16 protein-coding genes are annotated in these 19237 nt (G+C 72.8%); 9 read left to right on the forward strand and 7 right to left on the reverse strand.

What is annotated here, in order from left to right; all coding sequences use genetic code 11:
* Nucleotides 1-41: 41 nt before the first annotated feature.
* Both AB0H82_RS07240 and sigJ read left to right on the forward strand, forming a co-directional pair.
* Nucleotides 42-1559 carry a DHA2 family efflux MFS transporter permease subunit gene (locus tag AB0H82_RS07240; protein WP_362989750.1) on the forward strand — a complete coding sequence of 506 codons (1518 nt, stop codon included), beginning with the start codon at nt 42-44 and terminating at the stop codon, nt 1557-1559.
* A gap of 213 nt (nt 1560-1772) precedes the next feature.
* Nucleotides 1773-2684, forward strand: coding sequence for an RNA polymerase sigma factor SigJ (gene sigJ / locus AB0H82_RS07245; protein ID WP_362989752.1), 912 nt, complete (start codon nt 1773-1775; stop codon nt 2682-2684).
* 18 nt (nt 2685-2702) lie between these two features.
* Here sigJ and AB0H82_RS07250 read toward each other — a convergent pair whose 3' ends face one another.
* From AB0H82_RS07250 to AB0H82_RS07280, 7 genes are all read right to left on the reverse strand, one after another.
* Entirely contained in the window at nt 2703-5012 is a 2310-nt protein-coding gene (locus AB0H82_RS07250) for a LuxR C-terminal-related transcriptional regulator (RefSeq protein WP_362989754.1), read from the reverse strand.
* Nucleotides 5013-5174: 162 nt separating this feature from the next.
* Complete coding sequence (locus AB0H82_RS07255) at nt 5175-6422, reverse strand: benzoate/H(+) symporter BenE family transporter (protein ID WP_362989756.1); 1248 nt, start codon at nt 6420-6422, stop codon at nt 5175-5177.
* Nucleotides 6422-7723 (reverse strand): nucleotide sugar dehydrogenase, encoded by a 1302-nt coding sequence (locus tag AB0H82_RS07260; protein WP_362989758.1) that lies wholly within the window; start codon nt 7721-7723, stop codon nt 6422-6424. Before AB0H82_RS07260 ends, AB0H82_RS07255 begins: the two co-directional genes overlap by 1 nt.
* An 11-nt stretch (nt 7724-7734) precedes the next feature.
* A complete protein-coding gene (locus tag AB0H82_RS07265; RefSeq protein WP_362989760.1) occupies nt 7735-8691 on the reverse strand; it encodes a UbiA family prenyltransferase in 957 nt (318 codons plus the stop codon).
* On the reverse strand, nt 8688-9500 hold the full coding sequence (locus AB0H82_RS07270) for a methyltransferase domain-containing protein (RefSeq protein ID WP_362989761.1): 813 nt from the start codon (nt 9498-9500) through the stop codon (nt 8688-8690). Before AB0H82_RS07270 ends, AB0H82_RS07265 begins: the two co-directional genes overlap by 4 nt.
* A gap of 29 nt (nt 9501-9529) precedes the next feature.
* On the reverse strand, nt 9530-10648 hold the full coding sequence (locus AB0H82_RS07275) for a DegT/DnrJ/EryC1/StrS family aminotransferase (RefSeq protein ID WP_362989763.1): 1119 nt from the start codon (nt 10646-10648) through the stop codon (nt 9530-9532).
* On the reverse strand, nt 10645-11850 hold the full coding sequence (locus AB0H82_RS07280) for a DegT/DnrJ/EryC1/StrS family aminotransferase (protein WP_362989764.1): 1206 nt from the start codon (nt 11848-11850) through the stop codon (nt 10645-10647). Before AB0H82_RS07280 ends, AB0H82_RS07275 begins: the two co-directional genes overlap by 4 nt.
* Nucleotides 11851-12313: 463 nt before the next feature.
* On the opposite strand from AB0H82_RS07280, the gene AB0H82_RS07285 reads away from it, so the two are divergent.
* From AB0H82_RS07285 to AB0H82_RS07315, 7 genes are read left to right on the forward strand one after another with little or no spacing between them, the layout of a single operon-like run.
* A complete protein-coding gene (locus AB0H82_RS07285; RefSeq protein WP_362989766.1) occupies nt 12314-13345 on the forward strand; it encodes a polyprenyl synthetase family protein in 1032 nt (343 codons plus the stop codon).
* Between the two features lie 54 nt (nt 13346-13399).
* Nucleotides 13400-14452 (forward strand): Gfo/Idh/MocA family oxidoreductase, encoded by a 1053-nt coding sequence (locus tag AB0H82_RS07290; RefSeq protein ID WP_362989768.1) that lies wholly within the window; start codon nt 13400-13402, stop codon nt 14450-14452.
* Nucleotides 14442-15416: a sugar phosphate isomerase/epimerase family protein gene (locus AB0H82_RS07295; protein ID WP_362989770.1), complete on the forward strand. Its 975-nt coding sequence runs from the start codon at nt 14442-14444 to the stop codon at nt 15414-15416. Before AB0H82_RS07290 ends, AB0H82_RS07295 begins: the two co-directional genes overlap by 11 nt.
* A complete protein-coding gene (locus AB0H82_RS07300; protein ID WP_362989772.1) occupies nt 15413-16708 on the forward strand; it encodes a M20/M25/M40 family metallo-hydrolase in 1296 nt (431 codons plus the stop codon). Before AB0H82_RS07295 ends, AB0H82_RS07300 begins: the two co-directional genes overlap by 4 nt.
* Nucleotides 16705-17865, forward strand: a complete 1161-nt coding sequence (locus AB0H82_RS07305) for an Ldh family oxidoreductase (RefSeq protein WP_362989774.1) — start codon at nt 16705-16707, stop codon at nt 17863-17865. The genes AB0H82_RS07300 and AB0H82_RS07305 overlap by 4 nt, the downstream gene beginning before the upstream one ends.
* Nucleotides 17862-18794, forward strand: coding sequence for a Gfo/Idh/MocA family oxidoreductase (locus AB0H82_RS07310; RefSeq protein WP_362989776.1), 933 nt, complete (start codon nt 17862-17864; stop codon nt 18792-18794). Before AB0H82_RS07305 ends, AB0H82_RS07310 begins: the two co-directional genes overlap by 4 nt.
* Nucleotides 18791-19237: a hypothetical protein gene (locus tag AB0H82_RS07315; protein WP_362989778.1), complete on the forward strand. Its 447-nt coding sequence runs from the start codon at nt 18791-18793 to the stop codon at nt 19235-19237. The genes AB0H82_RS07310 and AB0H82_RS07315 overlap by 4 nt, the downstream gene beginning before the upstream one ends.

A 19237-nucleotide genomic window follows, 5' to 3' on the forward strand; every position in this document is an offset into this window, starting at 1 on the left:
TGTTGAAGCACCTCACACGACGACGAACGAGAGGCCGCGGGATGGTCACGGACGCACCACACACTCGGCAGCGGAGCCCCTGGCTGGTGCTTGCGGTGCTCTGCGCGAGCTCCTTCATGACGCTGCTGGACACGACGATCGTCACGATCGCCATTCCCGAGATGGCGGCGGGGCTCGGCGCGTCACTGGACGACATCCTCTGGTTCGCCAACGCCTACATGCTCGTCTTCGCGGCGCTGCTGCTGCTCTCCGGGCGGCTCGGCGACCGCTTCGGGGCGCAGCGGGTCTTCGCCGCCGGACTCGCGGTCTTCACTCTGGCGTCGGTGGTGTGCGGCCTCGTGGACACCCCGGGGCAGATGATCGCGGCCCGGGCGGTCCAGGGGCTCGGCGCCGCGGTGATGATGCCGCAGACCCTGGCCCTGATCAGCGCCGTCTTCCCGGCGGAGCGGCGCGGGGCGGCCTTCGGCGTGTGGTCGGCCGTCGCGGGTCTGGCCACGGTCGCGGGGCCGACCGTCGGCGGCGCGCTGGTCTCCGGCCTCGACTGGCGCTGGATCTTCTTCATCAATCTCCCGATCGGCGCGGCGGCACTGATCGGCGCGCTCGTCGTGGTGCCCGACGTCCGGGCGGGGCAGCAGTCCTCGCTGGACCTGTCGGGCGCCCTCCTGTCCACAGCGGGCCTCACCCTCATCGTGTACGGGCTGATCGAGGGCGAGCGCTACGACTGGGGCACCATCGAGTCCTTCCTCAGCATCCCGCTGGTCCTCGTGCTCGGCGTCGCGCTCCTCGGGGTCTTCGCGGTGCACCAGAGGGCCCGTCAGGACCGACGTCCGCTGGTGCCGTTCGAGCTGTTCCGCAGCCGCGGGTTCACCGTCTCGGCCCTGCTCGGCGCGATGCTGTTGTTCGGTTCCATCGGGGTGCTGCTGCCGCTCACCCTCTATCTGCAGTCCGTGCTCGGGCTCTCCGCGGGAGAGGCCGGTCTCGCCCTCGTACCCGGGCCGCTGGTCTCGATGTTCGTGGCGCCCCTGGCCGGCGGCGCCGTCGGCAAGCTGGGCGGCCGCAAGCTCCTCATCCCGGGGCTGCTGATCTTCGGAGCCGGTATCGCCCTCACCGCCGTCATGGCCCGGCCGGACTCCAGCGTGTGGGCCATCATTCCGGGCCAGGTGGTCTTCGGTGTCGGCATGGGTCTGGTCTTCGCGCCCACCAGCACGCTCGCGATGCAGGAGATCCCGCCGCGGCTGACCGGTGTCGCCTCCGGCATGTTCACCACGTTCCGGCAGATCGGCGCGGTCGTCGGAGGTGCCGCGGTCGGTGCCCTGCTCCAGAACCGGCTCGCCGCCGAGGGCGTCCCGGAGGAGGTGCGACAGCAGGCAGGCCGGCTGACGGACTCGATGTACGCCGACGGGCTCACCGACGCGGTGCGCTACGGGCTGTTCCTGACGGTCGCGGTGGCGGTCGTCGGCTCCGCACTCGCCATGCTCCTGCCGCCGGCCCCGCGTCCCGAACCGGAACCGGCCGCGGAGCCGGCCGCGAAGGCGGATGTCGCCCGGGCCAGGGACTAGCCGAATTCTTTCCGTGCTCCCTATCGGCCCGTCGCATTTACTGAACACGAACTGATCCGGTAAAGGAATTCCGCAGACGGAATCGGTGGATTCCGCATGGAGAACGGCAGGATTCGGCACGAGGGGTGGAGGCCCGGGATTGTAGACTCGGCAGGGCAGTCGGCGATCGACGGCGGCGCGTCCTGAACCTGAGTGCACGTGGAACGGAGAGTCATGGCCGAGGCGACAGCCGTCTCCGAGCGATCCGGCACCTCGGATCCGTTCGAACGGTACCGGCAGCTTTTGTTCGGCATCTCGTACCGCATGCTCGGTACCGTCGCCGACGCCGAGGACGTCGTCCAGGAGACGTGGCTGCGGTGGCAGCGCGTCGACCCGGACGCCGTCGCCGATCCGCGCGGCTACCTGGTCCGGGCCGTCACCCGGACCTCCATCGACGAGATGCGCCGCAGCCGGACCCGACGCGAGGAGTACGTCGGGCCCTGGCTGCCCGAACCGCTGCTGGTCTCGTCCGACGTCGCGGTGGAGTCCTCGCTGCTCGGCGAGTCACTGAGCATGGCCGTCCTGGTGATGATGGAGACGCTGTCCCCGCTGGAGCGGGTGGTGTTCGTGCTGCACGAGGTGTTCGGGTTCAGCTTTCCCGAGGTCGCCGAGGCGGTCGACCGCACCGAACAGGCCGTACGACAGCTCGGCAGCCGCGCCCGGCGCCATGTCCGGCTGCGGAACCGGCGCTTCGAGTCGGACCGCCGGCGGGTCCGCGAGATCACCGAGCACTTCGTCGCCGCCTGCCTCGGCGGCGACGTGGCGGCGCTCATGACGGTGCTGGCCCCTGACGTGACCATGTGGGCGGACGGCAACGGCCACGCGGAGACCCCGCGCGTCCCGCTGCACGGAGCCTCCGCGGTCGCCGAGTACTTCGCGTCCACCGCGGGCCGCTATCCGGCCGGGCTCGTGGTCCGGATGGACGAGCAGTACGACGGCGCGCCCGCCGCCGTACTGGCCACACCGGCAGGGGTGTTCGCCGTGGTCGCCGTCGACGTCGACCTGGTCGGCGACCGTCCCCGGATCACCGCCGTACGCGCCGTACGCAACCCGGAGAAGCTGCGCCGGATCCCGGCCGCCCGCTGACCGGCGGCCGAGGGGCGGTCACTCCGCCACGGTGTCCACCGCGTCGCGGTACTCCCGCCCCAGCACCCACTTCGCCACATGAAGGCGGGACGGCACGTCGAGGCGGCGCATGACCTCCCTGACGTGGTTCACCACGGTCCACTCCGACAAGCGTAGCCGCTGCGAGATCTGGCGATTGGTCATCCCCTGGCTGACCAACTCGGCCACCTCGTACTGACGGGCCGTGAGCTGCGCCGGACGGTGGTCCGCCGACGCGGACCCGGCGGGCGGCGGACCAAAGGCGAGCGCCTCGCCCGCGGCCGCGACGGCGGAGAGCACCCGCCCCTCCCGCCACGCCGCCGCGTACTCGGATCCGGACAGCTGGCGGCGCGCGTCGGGCAGGGCGGCGGCCGCGCCGTGGACGAGCAACGGCGGATGCGCCCCGGTCGACTCCCGCAGCGCGGACGCGGCCGCGAGCAGCCGCGCCACGCGGTGTCCTTGGTGCGGCAGCCGGCGCCACACATGCACCGCGTGCCCCTCCAGCACCGAGGGCAGCACCATGTGCTCCCCGATGGACCGCAGCCGGTACAGGCCCTCCCACAGCAACCGCTCCGACAGCGTCTGATCGCCCCGCGCGTCGGCCACCGCGCCGCGCAGGCCGAGGACCAGCCCTTCGCCCCGGACGTCCCGCGCCCGCATGAACAGGGTGTCGGCCGTGTCCAGCAGGTCGGCGGTGAGCTTGGCGTCGGTGGACCAGCTCCCGGCCGCCAGCGGCAGGGCGGCGTTCGCCACCTCGACGGTCGCCCCCTCGTCGGACGCCACACGGAGCAGCTGCGCCGCGGCCTTGCGGATCGCCTCGGGCCCGGCGGGCTGGTGGGTGAAGGCGAGCCACGCCAGCGCCGCCCGCTCGTGGGCGGTGTCGCCCTGCTCGCGGAAGGCGCAGGCCGCGCGCCAGAAGCAGTCCGCCGCCAGCCGCACGCTGCCGCGCGCCAGGGCCACCTCGCCCCGTGCCGCGTGGGCCCGCGCGGACGGCTCCTCGTGCCCGGGGGCGGCGACGAACGCCTCCGCCGCCTTGGCCAGCCACTGCTCGCCGAGGTCGAGGTGACCGCGCACCAGCCAGAAGCGGTGCAGGGCGAGGGTGGCGCGCGCCGCGTCGAGCCGGCGGCCGCTCGTCTCCAGATGGGCCAGTGCGGCAAGCAGGTCCTCGTGCAGCGGGGCAAGGCGCTGGAGCCACTTGGCCTGCTGGGGCCCCGTCAGGTGGGGCTCCGCCTCCAGGGCGAGCGACAGGAAGTGCTCGGCGTGCCGACGCCGGGCGTCCGGCAGTTCGCCGGTGGCCGACAGCCGCTCCAGGCAGAACTCGCGGACGGTGTTGAACATCGTGAACCGTGGCTCCCCGCCGCCCGGCGTCACCCGCAGCAGATGGTGGCCGACCAGCGCCTCCACCGCCTGTTCCGTCCGGTGCGCGGGGAGCTCCCAGAACTCCTCGGCGGTGGGGAGGTTCGTACCGGCCGTGAAGACCGAGAGGCGGGTGAGCAGGGCGCGCTGCTCCTCGTCGAGCAGCCGGAAGCTGTGCTCGGTGATCGAGTGGACGCTGCGGTGCAGCGGCGAGCGCGCGGCGTGGTAGCCGCCCAGCACCGGCCGGCCCTCGCGGAGCCGGGTCAGCAGGCTGTCCACCGGGAAGAGCCGCAGCTTCTCGGTGACCAGTTCGATGGCCAGCGGCAGTCCGTCCATGCGGGTGCAGATCTCCGCCACCGCCCGGGCGTTCTGCGCGGTCAGCGCGAACGACGGGTCGATCGCCCGGGCCCGGTCGACGAACAGCTCCACCGCGGCGTAGTCCTGGAGTTGCAGAACGTCCTGCCGGTACGGCGAGGGCGGGGCCGGCAGCGGGGGTACGGGGAGGAACCGCTCCCCGTACAGGCGCAGCGGGCGGCGGCTGGTGGCGAGGACGCGCAGTGCGGGCGCGTGGCTCAGCAGGATGTCGACCGCGGCGGCCGTGGCGTCGGCGGCCTGTTCGCAGCCGTCGAGCACCAACAGGCACGGCTCGTCCGGCAGGAGGGCGGCCAGGGTCTCGGCCAGGCCGTCGCACCCGGTGGTCCCGTGCAGGTCCAGATAGGCGACCCGGGCGATCCGGGCGTCGGCCACGGCGGCGCAGGCCAGCCGGCTCTTGCCGACACCGCCGGGGCCGGTCAGGGTGATCAGCCGGTGTGCTTCCTCGCCGAGCAGTGCGGAGAGGGTGAGGACCTCAAGGTCGCGTCCGATCAGCGTGTCGCGGTGGCCGGGTACGCGGGACCGCAGGTCGAGGGTCGGCCGGGGGCACAGTTGACCGGCGCCGAGCGCCCCGGCGGTCATGGGGATATCCCGATCGCGAAGGAGGTGAATTGTTTGTATCCCGATAACTGAAGCATTGCATTCCGCATAACACTACCCCCGTAGCCCACGATGCGTGAAACTCAGGTCAGAGCATACGGACCGCATATCTTCCGGGGAACCTTATTTTTCACCTTCTTGGAATTACTCTCGCCGCCGTTCCAGATCTTGGGACGAGCGACCGGCACCGGAATTCTCATTCCGCTCCGATTTCCTCAGGATCACCCGGCAGGACATCCCGAAGATCAAACCCCAGAAAGCCGCTCCGAGTCCCCACAAGGTGAGACCGGACGCGGTGGTGAGAAATGCGACGATCGCGGCGGTCCTGTTGTCCGCCTCGGCGAACGCGCCCGAGATGCTGCCGCTCAGGGCCCCCAGCAGGGCGACGCCCGCGGCCGCCGAGATCAGCTCCCGCGGCAGCGCCGCGAACAGCCCGGCGACGGTCGCCCCGCACAGGCCGACCGCGACGTACAGCACCCCGCAGCTCAGTCCGGCCACATAGCGGCGGGCCCGGTCCTCATGTGCGTCCGGGCCGGCGCAGATCGCCGCCGTGATCGCGCCGAGGTTGAGGGCGTGTGCCCCGAACGGCGCGAGGACGACGGACGCCACACCCGTTTCACGGACCAGCGGCCCCGAGGGCACCGCGTACCCGGCCGCCTTGAGGGCCCCCACCCCCGGCGCGTTCTGCGCCGACATGGTGACCAGGAACAGCGGCAGCGTCAGGCTCACCAGCGCCTCGCCGGGCCACGCGGGCGCGGTGAAGACCGGGGCGGCGAGGGACAGCCGGGTGTCGCCGAGGGACAGTGTGCCGGTGAGGCCGGCCACCGCGACGGCCGCGGCGAGCGGCGCCGCTATGGCATACCGGGGCGCCACCCGCTGACAGACGACGTACCCGGCGAGCATCACCCCGGCCACCGCGGGACCGCTCTCCAGGGCCCGGAAGGCATCAAGGCCGAACCGCAGCAGGATCCCGGCCAGTACGGCGGAGACGACGGCGGCCGGAACGCGCCGCATCAGCGCGTCGAACCAGCCCGTCGCCCCCACCAGGACGGTGAGCGCGGCGGCGGCCAGATACGCCCCGATCGCCGTCGCGTACGGCACCTCGTCGAGCTGGGTGACCAGCAGCGCCGCGCCCGGGGTCGACCAGGCGGCGACGATCGGCGCGCGGTACCGCAGGCTCAGTACGAACCCGGTCACCCCGCTGCCCACGGCGATCGCCCAGACCCACGACGAGAGGTGGGCCTCGTCCAGGCCGCCGGCGTGCGCGGCCTGGACCACGACGGTCAGGGGTCCCGCGAAGGAGACGACGACCGCGACGGCGCCCGCGACGACCGCGGACACGGACGCGTCCTGCCACACCCGCCGGGCGCGGCCGCCGTGGGCCTCCGCCATCAGAGGAGCTCGACGTGGGCGGCGGGCCGCAGCCTCCGCTGGCAGTCCAGGACGTGCCGGGCGCCGCGCAGCACCACGTCGTAGTCGAAGTCGTCGTGCGCGGTGAGCAGCACCACCGCGTCCGCGGCGGCCACTTCCTCCTCGGTGAGCTCCACCCTGCGCACCCGGGCGTCCAGCGGCACGGATTCCCGTACGTGGGGATCCACCGCGTGCACCTGCGCACCGGTGCGCAGCAGCAGTTCGGCGACCTTCACCGCCGGCGACTCGCGGGCGTCGCCGGTGTTGCGCTTGTACGCGAGGCCCAGCAGCAGCACCCGGGAGCCGTTCGCCGGGCGCTGGAGCCGGTTGAGGGCCTGGACCAGGCGCTGGACCACGTAGTGCGGCATCTGGCTGTTGACGTCGTTGGCGAGGTCGACGAACCGGAACCGGCGGCCCAGTTCACGCTCCACCCGCCAGGAGAGATAGCGCGGGTCGACGGGCAGGCAGTGCCCGCCCACCCCGGGGCCGGGCGTGAACGGCATGAAGCCGAAGGGCTTGGAGGAGGCCGCGTCGATCGCTTCCCAGACGTCCACCCCGAGTTCGCGTGCGATCACCGCCATCTCGTTGACCAGCGCGATGTTGACGTGCCGGTAGGTGTTCTCCAGGAGCTTGGTCAGCTCGGCGGTCTTGGTGTCGCGCACCGGCACGGTCCGCTCGACCACCGTGTCGTAGAACTCCGCGGTGCGGCGCAGGGACTCCGCGTCCACGCCCGACACGATCTTGGGGGTGGTCTCCAGGGTCCAGCGCCGGTTTCCGGGGTCGATGCGCTCGGGGCTGTAGCCCAGGTGGAAGTCGGTGCCGGGGCACAGGCCGCTCTCCTTCTGCAGCAGCGCTCCGAATACGTCCTCGGTGGTGCCCGGGTAGGTGGTGGACTCCAGGACGACCAGCGCGCCCGGCCGCAGATGCGCGGCCAGTGTGAGCGCCGCCTCCTCGATGCAGGTCAGGTCGGGTACGTCGTCGAGAAGCGGGGTGGGCACGGTGACCACGGCCACGTCGAAGCCGTCGAGCGCCGCGACGTCGGTCGTGGGGTGGTAGGCGCCGGACTCCAGCGCCTTCGCCAGCCGCCGTTCGTCCACGTCCTCCACGTAGGAGTCGCCCGACGCCAGCCGGGCGATCCGGCCGCCGTCCACGTCGTAGCCCACGACGGTGTGGCCCGCCTCCACGGCCCGTACGGCCAGCGGCAGGCCCACGTACCCCTGGCCGACCACCACCACGCGGCGGCCCGAGCTCTGCGGGACGGCGTCGTTCTTCGTTGGGGACATCGTGTGCCCTTTCAGCCTTTGTGCACGAGCGCCAGGTTCGCCGCGACCAGCAGGACGACGCCCCAGCGGTGGATGGTGACGCCTTGTTTGCGGGCCGAGAGCACCTCGCCCGCGACCAGCCCGGCGTGTGCCTGCCGGGCGCGCAGACCCACCACGGGCAGCAGGAACGCGCAGAACCACCACGGCACCGCGCCGACCGCCGCGGTGACGGCGATCGCGCCGGTCTCGGCCAGCGAGAGCCCGGCGATGAAGCCGCGGTAGACGCCCGGGGGGACGCTCGTGGCGAGGTTGCGGCGGCCGGCCACCCGGTCGCCGTCCACGTCGTTGATGTTGGAGTAGACCGAGACCATGAGGCTCCACAGGCCGAACAGGAAGCACGCCAGCCATGCCGCTCCGGTCATCTCCCCGTTCAGCAGGGCGAACGGGATCAATACGCACAGGCCGGTGCTCAGCCAGATGACCGCCTCCTGGCCGCCCCGGTAGCTGAGCTTGAGGCCGTAGGAGTACTGCACGCTGATGACCACCGAGAAGCCGGCCGCCGCCAGCGCCCACCAGGGCCGGTGCGGTGCGACCAGCGCGGTGAGCGCCCACAGGGCGCTGCCCCCGATGGCGCATCCCCAGCCGAAGCGCAGCGCTTGCCGCAGGGTGAGCCGGCCGTCGAGCAGGGGTTTGCGGTCCCGGGCGCGCAGTGACTCCTGCGGGTCGTAGTTGCGGGCGTCGCTGCCGTCCCGCACGCCCGTGACGTCGTCCAGTGCGACGGTGGCCGCCACGACCCCGACCCAGCCGGCGTCGAACAGCACCAGGACCCACCAGGTGCGCGGTTCGTCCCAGGCAGCGGCGGGCAGCAGCGCCAGGACCACGAAGACACACAGGTAGTAGTCGAAGAAGGAGAGCTTCGCCAGCTTCGCGTAGGCGCCCGCCCGTTCCCGGACGCCCTGGCGCGGGGGCGCCGCGGTCGTCGCCGTCATCGTCCCGGCTCCGCCCCGCCCTTGCGCCCGACCGTGCTGATCAGCACCTGGCTGAGCCAGTGGTGGGCCGGGTCGGCCATCTCGGCGAGGGCCGCGTCGATCCGGGCGTCGTCCAGGAGCCCGGCACCGACGATGCGTGGTCGCATGAACTCCAGCCACAGCATGTAGTGCCTGGCCTGGTCGGAACCGCCACGCACCATGACGGCCCGGCCCTCCGCCGTCACCTCAAGGCCGGCGGCCAGCATCAGCTGGTGGTCGACGTGCCCGCCGCGCGGATCGTGGCCCGACTCACGCATCAGGCCGTATCCGGCGGCTCGTACGTCCTGGAGGAAGTCCTCCGAGACGGCGGAGCGGAACAGAGTGGAGGAGTCGGTGTCCTCCAGGAACAGCACTCCACCGGGCCGCAGCGCGCGCACCATGCGGGCCACGGCGGCGGCCCTGTCGGGCAGGTGCTGGAGCACCATGCGGGAGTGCACGAGGTCGAACGCCGCCTCGGGCAGGTCCTCCTCCCGCAGGTCGTGCCGTACGGCGTCCACCTGGGGCAGCGACGACAGCGACGCGAGACGCTCGGTCTGGAGGTCGGTGGCGAGGACCCGGCCCGCGGGGCCGACGCGGTCGGCGAGCCAGCGCGCCACGGAACCGGAGCCGGCGCCGATCTCCAGGCAGTGCCAGCCGGGCCCCACACCCAGCGCGGCGAGCCGCTCCAGGGTGCCCGGGTCCCAGATCGCCTCGTTGGTGCGAAGCCGCTCGGTCTCCTTCTCCCAGACCGGGTCGAAGACGTACTCCTGCTGTGCCGGTGGGCTCGTCATGTGGGTCTCCATGGGCTGCTGCCGCGTACTCATGCGTAGAACTCGCAGACCGTGTCGGCGATGAATTCGACCTCGGCGTCGCTGAGGTGGGGCCAGATCGGGATGGCCAGGTTGCGTGCGGAGGCCAGCTCGGCGTGAGGCCAGCTGCCGTCCGGTGCGGCCCACGGTGCGAAGGCGGGCTGCCGGGGCAGCGGCACGGGGTAGTAGATGTGGCTGCCGATCTGGCGTTCCGTCAGGTAGGAGCGCAGGTCCTCGCGGCGGTCGACGAGGAGCGAATAGACGTAGTAGCAGCGGCCGTTGCGTCCGGCGGGCGGCGCGAGCACTCCGCGGTCGCGCAGCGGCTCGAAGCGCTCGGTGTAGTAGTCGGCGATCCGCGCGCGGCGTTCCAGCCGGTCCGCGAAGCCGGGCAGCCGGTCCAGCTGGAAGGCGGCGAGCACCTCGTCGAACCGGTTGTTCTGACCGATCCGGTGGTGCAGGAAGCGGTGGACGCCGTCCTGCCCGTGGTTGCGCAGCATCCGGACGGTACGCGCCAGTTCGGGGTCGTCGGTGAGGACCACCCCGCCCTCGCCCGCCGTGCCGAACGCCTTGACCTGGAAGAAGGAGAAGACACCGAGGTCGCCCCACCGCCCGGCGGGCCGTCCGTCGAGGACGGCGCCCTGGGCGACTGCCGCGTCCTCGATCAGTGCGACACCGTGCTCGCGGGCGATCGCCCCCAGCTGCTCCATGTCCGCCATGATCGAGAAGACATGGGCCGGCATCAGCGCCTTCGTGCGCTCGGTGATCAACGACTTGGTGGCGTCGGGGTCCAGGACCATCGTCCACGGGTCGATGTCGGCGAAGACCGGGGTGGCCCCGGTGTTCGCCACCGAACTGGCCACGGGCTGGCAGCAGAAGGCGGGCACGATCACCTCGTCGCCCGGCCCGATGCCCAGCGCGCGCACGGACAGTTCAAGCCCTCCGGTGCCGCTGGCGCAGGCGATGACGTGGCCGGCGCCGGTCATGTCGCGCAGCGCCGCCTCCAGTTCGGCGGTGCGCTCGCCGAGGATGAACCGCTGGCCGGGGCCCGTGCCCAGCTCGTGCACGGTCGAAAGCAGCGCCTCGCGGTCCTCCTCGAAGAGATCGGGGGGAAAGAAGGGCAGAGTCCTCATGATGCGGCCCCCGTGTAGAAGCGGCGGACGGCCTCGCACACCCGGTGCACTTCGTCGAGGGCGAGGTCGGGGTGGAAGGGGAGGGCGACGGTGCGCTCGCAGGCCGCCTCCGCGTTCGGGAAGTCGCCCCGGCGGTGGCCCAGTTCGGCGAAGCAGGGCTGGAGGTGGAGCGGGATGGGGTAGAAGACCTCGGTGCCGATGCCCTCCCGGGTGAGGTGCTCCACCAGGGCGTCCCGCCGCTCCACCTCGATCACGTACACATAGAAGACCGGGTCCGCGACCGCGCCGCGGTCGACCACCGTGGGTACCCGCAGGACGCCCGGCATGTCGCGCAGCTGCTCGGTGTACGCCGCCGCCAGTTCCTTGCGGCGGTCGATCGCCGCGTCGAGCCGGGGCAACTTGCCGAGCAGCACGGATGCCTGGATGTCATCCATCTTGCTGTTGGTGCCGGAGGCTCCCGAGAGGTTGGAGATGCCGGCGATGTGGTCCACGGTGCGGCCCATCCGGCCGTGGTGGCGCAGGATCGCCACCTGTTCGGCGATCTCCGGATCGTCCGTCAGGACGGCGCCCGCGTCGCCCAGCGCGCCCAGGGTCTTGGTGGGGAAGAACGACAGGACACCGGCGTCGCCCAGCAGTCCTGCGTGCACGCCGTCGCGGCGCATGCCGATCGCCTCCGCGCTGTCCTCCACCACCTTCACGCCGTGCCGCTCCGCCAGGGCGCCGAGGGCGCCCATGTCGGCGAGCTGCCAGAACAGGTGCACCGGCATGATCGCCTTGGTACGCGGGGTGATGACCGCCTCGGCGGACCGCGGGTCCAGCGAGTAGCTGTCCGGTTCGATGTCGGCGAACACCGGCTTGGCGCGGGCCAGCGCCACCGAAGTGGCCGTGGCGGCGAAGCTGAAGGCCGGCACGACGACCTCGTCGCCGGGGGCGACACCGCAGGCTCGCAGCAGCAGGACGAGGGCGTCCGTCCCGCTGTTCACCGCCACCACGTGCCGTGCTCCCGTGTACGCGGCGAGCGCCTTTTCCAATTCCGCGACCTGCCGGCCGTGGGAGTACTTTCCACGGTCGAACATCTCGTTCAGGTGGCGCTTGATGTCCGGCCAACAGTCGTTGAATGTGTCGGCCTGGGTGAAGAACGGAACCGGGTCTCCGATTTCTCGTTCCGCATTTCGGTCGGTGCTCCGGGCAGGGGTGATCACACAGTCCTCCGTGTAGCAGGACGGAGATATGGATGTGCGAAGCTAAGCCGGTCGATTTCCCGGCGGCAATGACAAACCCTTGCCGGGACCGGGGAGGGGGGACCGGCAAGTATCAGTCATGCCGGACCACAGGGGGTCACGAACTACCAGGTCAGGCAGGGTGGTTGAAGATCGAGAACCGGCCTCGACAAGGGGCCGGGAGGGGCCGTCGCTTGACACGGAACGCCCCCTCACCGCAGCTTTTCCAGGGTACCGCCGCGTTTCCGCATCACGTACCAGAGTCCGATGAGCGGGTGACAGAGGATGTGCTCTCTTTGAGATTTCATGGCGATTCCGGAGGACCGGACAAGTCGGCGGCGCCTCGTGTGAACACTGCTTTTCCTGCCGAGCACGGAGAATCCGAAAGCACCCGCGTCGAGGACATCGTGTGCGGACCTCCGCCCTCCCGAACGAAAGGCACCGCATGAACGACGACGGCGTGCTGACCCGGTCGCTGGAGGCCGTCCAGGAGCGCATCGACACCGTCCTCACCCAGGAGAGCGCGCGCTGGACCGCGGTGGATCAGCGCTGTGCCGCGTTCGTCGACAGCGTCACCGCCATCACCACCGCCAAGGGCAAGCTGCTGCGCCCCCGCTTCTGTCTCCTCGGCCACCTCGCCGCCGGCGGCGCCCCCGGCCACGACAAGGCCGTCGACGCGGCCGCCGCCCTCGAACTCCTGCACACCTTCGCCTTGTTGCGTGACGACGTCCTCGACGACTCGCCACTGCGCCGGGGCGCCGTCACCGCGCACGAACGGCACGCCAAGGAGCACCGGGCACGCCTGCTGCGCGGTGAACCGCGGCGCTACGGAGAGGGCATCGCCAACCTCGCCGCCGACCTCGCGCACGTCTACGCCGACCGGCTCGCCCACTCCCTGCCCGCGGCGGCCCAGGCGGTGTGGGACGAGACCCGGGTCGAGGTCACCGTCGGCCAGTACCTCGACATCACCGTCGCCGCCGAGGGCGTGGCCGACCCGGAGCTCTCCCGCTGGATCGCGGTCTGCAAGTCCGGCCGCTACACCATCCAGCGCCCCCTCCAGCTCGGCTCCGCCCTCGCGGGCCGGCCCGATCTCGCCGCCGTCTTCGAGAGGTACGGCCTGCCGCTGGGCGAGGCGTTCCAGCTCAGGGACGACCTCATCGACGCCTTCGGTGACGCCGACGACACCGGCAAACCCGCCGGTCTCGACCTCGACCGTTTCAAGATGAGCTATCTGCTGAGCCTCGCCGTACGCCGGGACGACCGGATCCGGGAGCTCGCCGCCACCCCCGCCGCCCCCGACGGCGCGGCCAGAATGCGCGAGCTGCTCGTCACGACCGGTGTGGCCGACGAGGTCGAGCAGCGCATCGCGGACCTCGTCGACCAGGCGCGCGAAGCGCTCGCCGACGCGCCTCTGGTACCCCGCTGGCGCACCGAACTCATGGACCTCACCACGCGCGTGGCGTACCGGGATCGCTGAGGCGCACCGGCGCCACTGGACCGCACCGGAACCACCGAAAGGAACCGCACCGGCATGGACCGAACACTGATCATCGGGCTCGGGCGGGCGGGCCTCGGGCTGCACTGGGCGGTCCTGCGCAAGCTGCGCGCCGCCGGGCGACACACGGACCTCTTCGACCCCGCCCCCGTCCTGACGCTCGACCCGCCGGCCCCCGCGGCGGCCGCACGGGCCGAGGGCCTGCGCCCCGTCGCCTCGATCGCCGAGGCCCGCACCCTGCTGGACCCCGAGCACACCGTCGTGCACCTGTGCACCCCGCCCGTGGCCCGCCTCGGCCTGCTGCACGAACTGGCCGCCGCGGGGTTCCGCCGGATCATCGTGGAGAAGCCCCTGGCGGTCGACCGTCAGTCCGTCCACGAGATCCTCGCCCTCGCCCGCGCCGAGGGGCTGCGCCTGGCGATCGTCGCCCCCTGGCTGGCCAGCGCGCTGACCGCACGGCTCGAACGCGTCGTCGCCGAGGGCGCACTCGGCGAGCTGCGCTCCATCGACATACGGCAGAGCAAGCCGCGCATGAGCCGCACGCTGACCGACGGCGGCCACCCCACCGCGTTCGATGTGGAACCCCCGCACTCCCTCGGGCTCTGTCTTCGGCTCGCCGGGGATGCCGTCCTGGCCGCCGCCGAGCTGACCGACATGCGGATCGGTGACACCACCATCCCCGGCATGGGCCGCGCCGAGCTGGTCTTCCGGCACCAGGAGGCGACCAGCCGGATCGTCTCGGACCTCACCGCCCCGGTCCGCGAGCGCCGTGTCCAGCTGGAGTTCACCGACGGCCGTGCGGTCGCGCACTACCCCAACGGCGAGGACGACCACTACGCCCAGCTGCGGTTCAGCCGCACCGGCCGCCCCGAGACGTGGGAGGTCTTCCCCGACGACGCGCTGTCCGCCTATTTCGTCGACACCTACCGCGCCCTGCGCGACGGCACCGACCTGGCAGCCCAACTGCGCCTCTCCGCCCGCGTGGTGGAGCTGCTCGCCGACGCCAAGGACACGACCCGGCGGCCCGGCCCGGCCGACCCCCACTCCCCCGCCGGGCCCGGCGGTCGGCAGGTGAGCCATGCGGGATGACACGGGATCGCCGCGGGCCGAAGCGGGGCCCCGGGGCGGAACGGGGCCCCGGCACCCCGCCGGGGAGCCCCGCCTCTCGCCGCCGCCCGGCATCCGCTACGCGGGCATCGGCGACGAGGCCGCCCCCGACCTCGCCGGCCAGATCCGCGCCCATCAGCTTCTCGGCTGGTCCGCGATCGAGCTGCGCGACATCGACGGCACCGCCCTCGCCGACCTCGACGACGCCGCGTTCGACCGGGTCGCCGCAGCCCTGCGCGAGGCGCGCCTCGACGTGGTGTGCGTCAACTCCCGCATCGCCAACTGGGCCCGCCCCGTCACCGGCGACTTCGAGCTGGACCGCGGCGAGTTGGAGCGCCTCGCCCCGCGGTGCGCCGCGCTCGGCACCCGGTACGTCCGCGTGATGTCCTACCCGAACGACCCCGGCGCCCCGCTCGACGAGCCGGAGTGGGCCCGCCGCACGATCGGCCGGCTGACGCGCCTGGCCCGGCAGGCCGAGGACGCCGGTCTTGTCCTGCTGCACGAGAACTGCGCGGGCTGGGCCGGCGCCGACCCGGCCCGCGCGCTGCGGCTGCTGGCGGAGGTCGACAGCCCGGCGCTGCGGCTGCTGTTCGACACCGGCAATGGCGTGGCGTACGGCTACGAGGCGTACGACGTGCTCACCGAACTCGTCACGTGGGTGGACCACGTGCAGATCAAGGACGCCAGGCCCGAGGGCGGTGAGGCGGTCTACACCCTGCCCGGAGAGGGCAGTTGCCGGGTCGCCGACTGTCTGCGGCTCCTGCTCGACCACGGCTACACCGGCACCTGGACCATCGAGCCCCACCGCACGGTCCGCCCGCACGAGGGCCGTACCGACGCGGGCAGCGACGGCACGGCCGAGTTCGTGCGGTACGGCCGCGCCCTGGAGTCCCTGGCCGCGCGGCTGCCCGCCCCTGGGGCCCCCGACCGGGAGGCCGTCCGATGACGCGACTGACCCGCGCCGATCACGCCCTGCTCCTGCACCTCCTCGAACTCCCCACCGTCGGCCCACTGGAGGGCGAGGGCGAGCCCCGGCTGAGGGAGGCCCAGCGCGCCTACGCGGATGCCGCGCGCCCTCTGGGGTTCGAGGCCGTGCACCACGCCGCCGCCGAAGCGGCCGAGCTGACGGACGACCAGGTGCCGCTCGCCGTGCGGCGGGCCGTGGCGGACGACCCCGGCTTCCTGACCGTACAGCCCTCGCTGGTCCTCGCCGCCGGCCCCGAACTGCCGCAGGCGGACACGGTGATGTTCAACGTGCACCTCGACACCGTCGCGGGTGTCGAACCGGTCGGGTTCGACGGGGAGCGTTTCACCGGGCGCGGCGCGATCGACGCCAAGGGCCCCGCCGTGGCCCTGCTGGCCGGGGTCCGCTCGGCGCTCGACGCCGCCCCCGACCTGCTCGCAGGCACCCGCGTGCTCATCCAGGCGGTGGCCGGTGAAGAGGGCGGCGCCATGGGGGTGTTCGGCACCCGCCCGCTGATCCGCCGCGGCTGGTACGGCAGGCTCAACCTGTTCTGCGAGCCCACCGGGATGCGGCTGCTGACGCGGTCCACGGCCGCGATGACCGCCTGCGTCCGGGTCGACGGTGACGACGCCATCGACGACCGGCCCGCCGCCGGGCACAACGCCACCGTCCTGCTCGGGCACCTCGCGCAGCGCCTCGCCGCCCGGCTCCCGGAGCACGCGGACGGCGGCCAGGTCTGCGTCGCGGGCCTGCACACCGGGCACCTCCACAACCGGGTGTACGGGACCGGCCGACTGCTGCTCAACTGCTCCTACCCGGACTCCGCCACGGGACAGGCCCTGGCCGCCCGCCTGGAACGCGAAGTGGCCGACGGGGTGAGGGAGTTCGCCGAGGCCTACCGGACCCACCGGGACCTGGCCCGCACCGCCGCGGACGCCGCCGCGATCACCCGCGTCGAGTGGCACAAGCGCGGGCTGCCCGCGCTCCCGCCTCTGGACGACCCCTGGTCCTTCGACCTGCTGACGCGGGACGGCGGGCCTTCCCGATGGCCCGCCGACGAACCCGCGTTCACCTGCGACGCGATGTGGATGGCGGGCCTGCCCGGCGCGCACACCGCCGTCCTCGGCCCCGGCGACCTCGACCGCAACCACGCGCACGCGGCCGGGGAGTACGCCGACCTGGCCGATCTCGAAGCCTTCGCCGGGGCGGTGAGCGGCATCCTCGTCCGCTTCGCCGCCCGGCGGCACGCCACCACAGGAGGAAAGCGACAGTGACCCAGTCGACCGATGCCCCGCCGCACGACGGGGTGACCGTCCCGTACGACGCCCTCGTGGCCTTCAGCGCCGAGGTCCTCGCCGGCCGCGGGGTGCGGCAGGACCGGGCCCGCACCGCCGCGGAGGCCCTCGTCCACGGCGATCTCACCGGACTCACCTCGCACGGCCTGGCCAACCTCACCCGGCTCTACCTGCCCGCCCTCGACGCGGGCCGCATCGACGCCACCGCGGAGCCGGAGAAGATCACCGACACCGGTGCCGCCGTCCTCCTCGACGGGCGCCGCTCCCTCGGCCTGTGGGCCGCGACCGAGGCGCTGGAGTTGGCCGCCGACCGCGCCGCGCAGACCGGCATCGCCCTGGTGACCATGCGCGACGCCACCCACTTCGGCTGCGCGGGACATCACACGGCCCGGATAGCCCGGCGCGGCATGGTGGCCTTCCTCGCCTCCAACTGCGGCCGCCAGCGCATCGCCCGCCCGCCGGGCGGCCGCGCCGCGATGCTCGGCACCAACCCGTTCAGCGTCGCCGCGCCCGCCGGCGACCGGCCGCCGTACGTCCTCGACATGAGCACCACCGTGGTGCCGACCGGCAAGGTGCGGGCCGCCGCCCGCGCCGGGGAGCCGATACCGGAGGGCTGGCTTGAGGACGCCGAGGGCCGTCCGGTGACCGACCCCCATGCCCTGGACGCCGGTGAGGGCTTCCTGCGCTGGCTCGGCGGTGACCCCGCCACCGGCGCCTTCAAGGGGTACGGGCTCGGTCTGATGGTCGAGGTGCTCGCCGCGCTGGTGCCCGGCGCCGGGCTCGGCCCCGCCCCGGAGGCCCTGACCGGCGACGGGCGGCCCTCCGGGCGCGACGACGACATCGGCCTCACCGCCCTCGTCCTGGCCCCCGGCGCGCTCCGCCCCGGCCCGGACTTCCGCGCCGAGGCCGACGGCCTCTTCGGAGCGCTCCTCGACTGCCCGCCCCTCGACCCCGCCCGCCCGGTGAGCTACCCCGGACGGCCCGAGGAACTGACCGCGGCGCACCGCAGGGCGCACGGCGTCCCGCTGTCCGGCCGGTGTCACGCCGAACTGACCGCGCTCGCCGCCGAACAGGACCTCGCGTTCCCCGAGCCGGTCCCGGCCCAGGACGCTCTTCCCTCGGCGGGTGTCCGGTGACCCGCCGTCCGGCGGAGCGGACCCGCGTCGGCCTCATCGGCCTGGGTGTCATCTCGAAGTTCTATGTCGCCGGCTTCGACCGGCTGCCGGGCCTCGATCTCACCGCCGTGTGCGATCTGCGGCCCGCCGCCCTGGAGCCGTTCCGGAACGTCGCCAAGTGCTACACCGGGCACGCCGAACTCCTCGCCGACGCCGACGTGGACGCGGTCGTCGTGAACGTCCCCAACGACGCGCACGCCACCGTGTGCGGGGACGCCCTCGCCGCGGGCGTCGCGGTCTGTGTGGAGAAGCCGCTCGCCATCCGGGTCGAGGACGGCCGCGCGCTCACCTCGCTGGCCGGGGAGAAGGACGTCACCCTCTTCACCTCCTTCCACCGCCGCTACAACTCCGCGGTCCTGCGCCTGCTCGACGACGTCTCGGCGGCCGGCTCCCCCGTCGCCTCCCTCACCGTCCGCTACCTCGAACGCATCGAGGAGCACGCGGGCAGCGACCGCTGGTACCTCGACGCCGAACGCTGCGGCGGCGGCTGCGTGGCCGACAACGGCCCCAACGCCTTCGACCTGGTGCGGCTCTTCCTCGGCGACGTCGAACTGACAGGGGCCCAGGTCGTCCGCGACGAGCTGGGCACCGACCGACAGGCCTCGGTCGACCTGCGCTCGACGGCCGGGGTCACCGCCCGGGTCGAACTCGACTGGTCCTACGAGGGCGAGGTCAAGGACGTCACTGTCGAACTCCGGGACGGCACCCGGCTGTTCGCCGACATGCTCGACGGGCACCCCGAGTTCAAGGGCTCGCTCTGGCACGAGTACGTCGGCGTGCTCACCGACTTCGACACCCGGCTCCGCGGCGGGCAGGACGCCTCCCGCGACGGCCTCGCCGCCCTCGAACTCGTCGACGCCGTCTACCGCGCGGAAGGAGCCACCCGGTGAACCCGGACGAGGACGGCGGCAAACGCACCGTGCACGCCACGGTGGTGAAGGTGCTGACCCACCGCCGCGACGACCGTGGCATGCGCCTGGAGGAGTTCACCAGCCGCTGCGTGCGCGCCGGCGAGGTGCACGAACTCGTCACCACCGACCAGGCCGACAGCCCGCCCGAATCCCGCATCGACCGGGTCGGCTTCCTCGGCTTCGCCGAGATCCAGGGCGCCGGGGTGATCGACCGGGGCGACGAGGTGTGGGTCGACGGCCGCCTCGCGGGCACCGTGCTCGGCTTCGACTCCTGCCACTTCCCCAACCACTACAACGTGCTGATCGCCGTCGACGACCTGGTGACGGGCCCCGACCTGGGCCTGCGGCCGGAGACACCGCTGTGCTTCCGCCAGGTTTCGGCGGACGTCCGCGCGGCCGGGCCCGTGGGAGCGAGGAGCTGA

Origin of the sequence: Streptomyces sp. NPDC050732, assembly GCF_040654255.1 — a bacterium.
Taxonomy (GTDB): domain Bacteria; phylum Actinomycetota; class Actinomycetes; order Streptomycetales; family Streptomycetaceae; genus Streptomyces.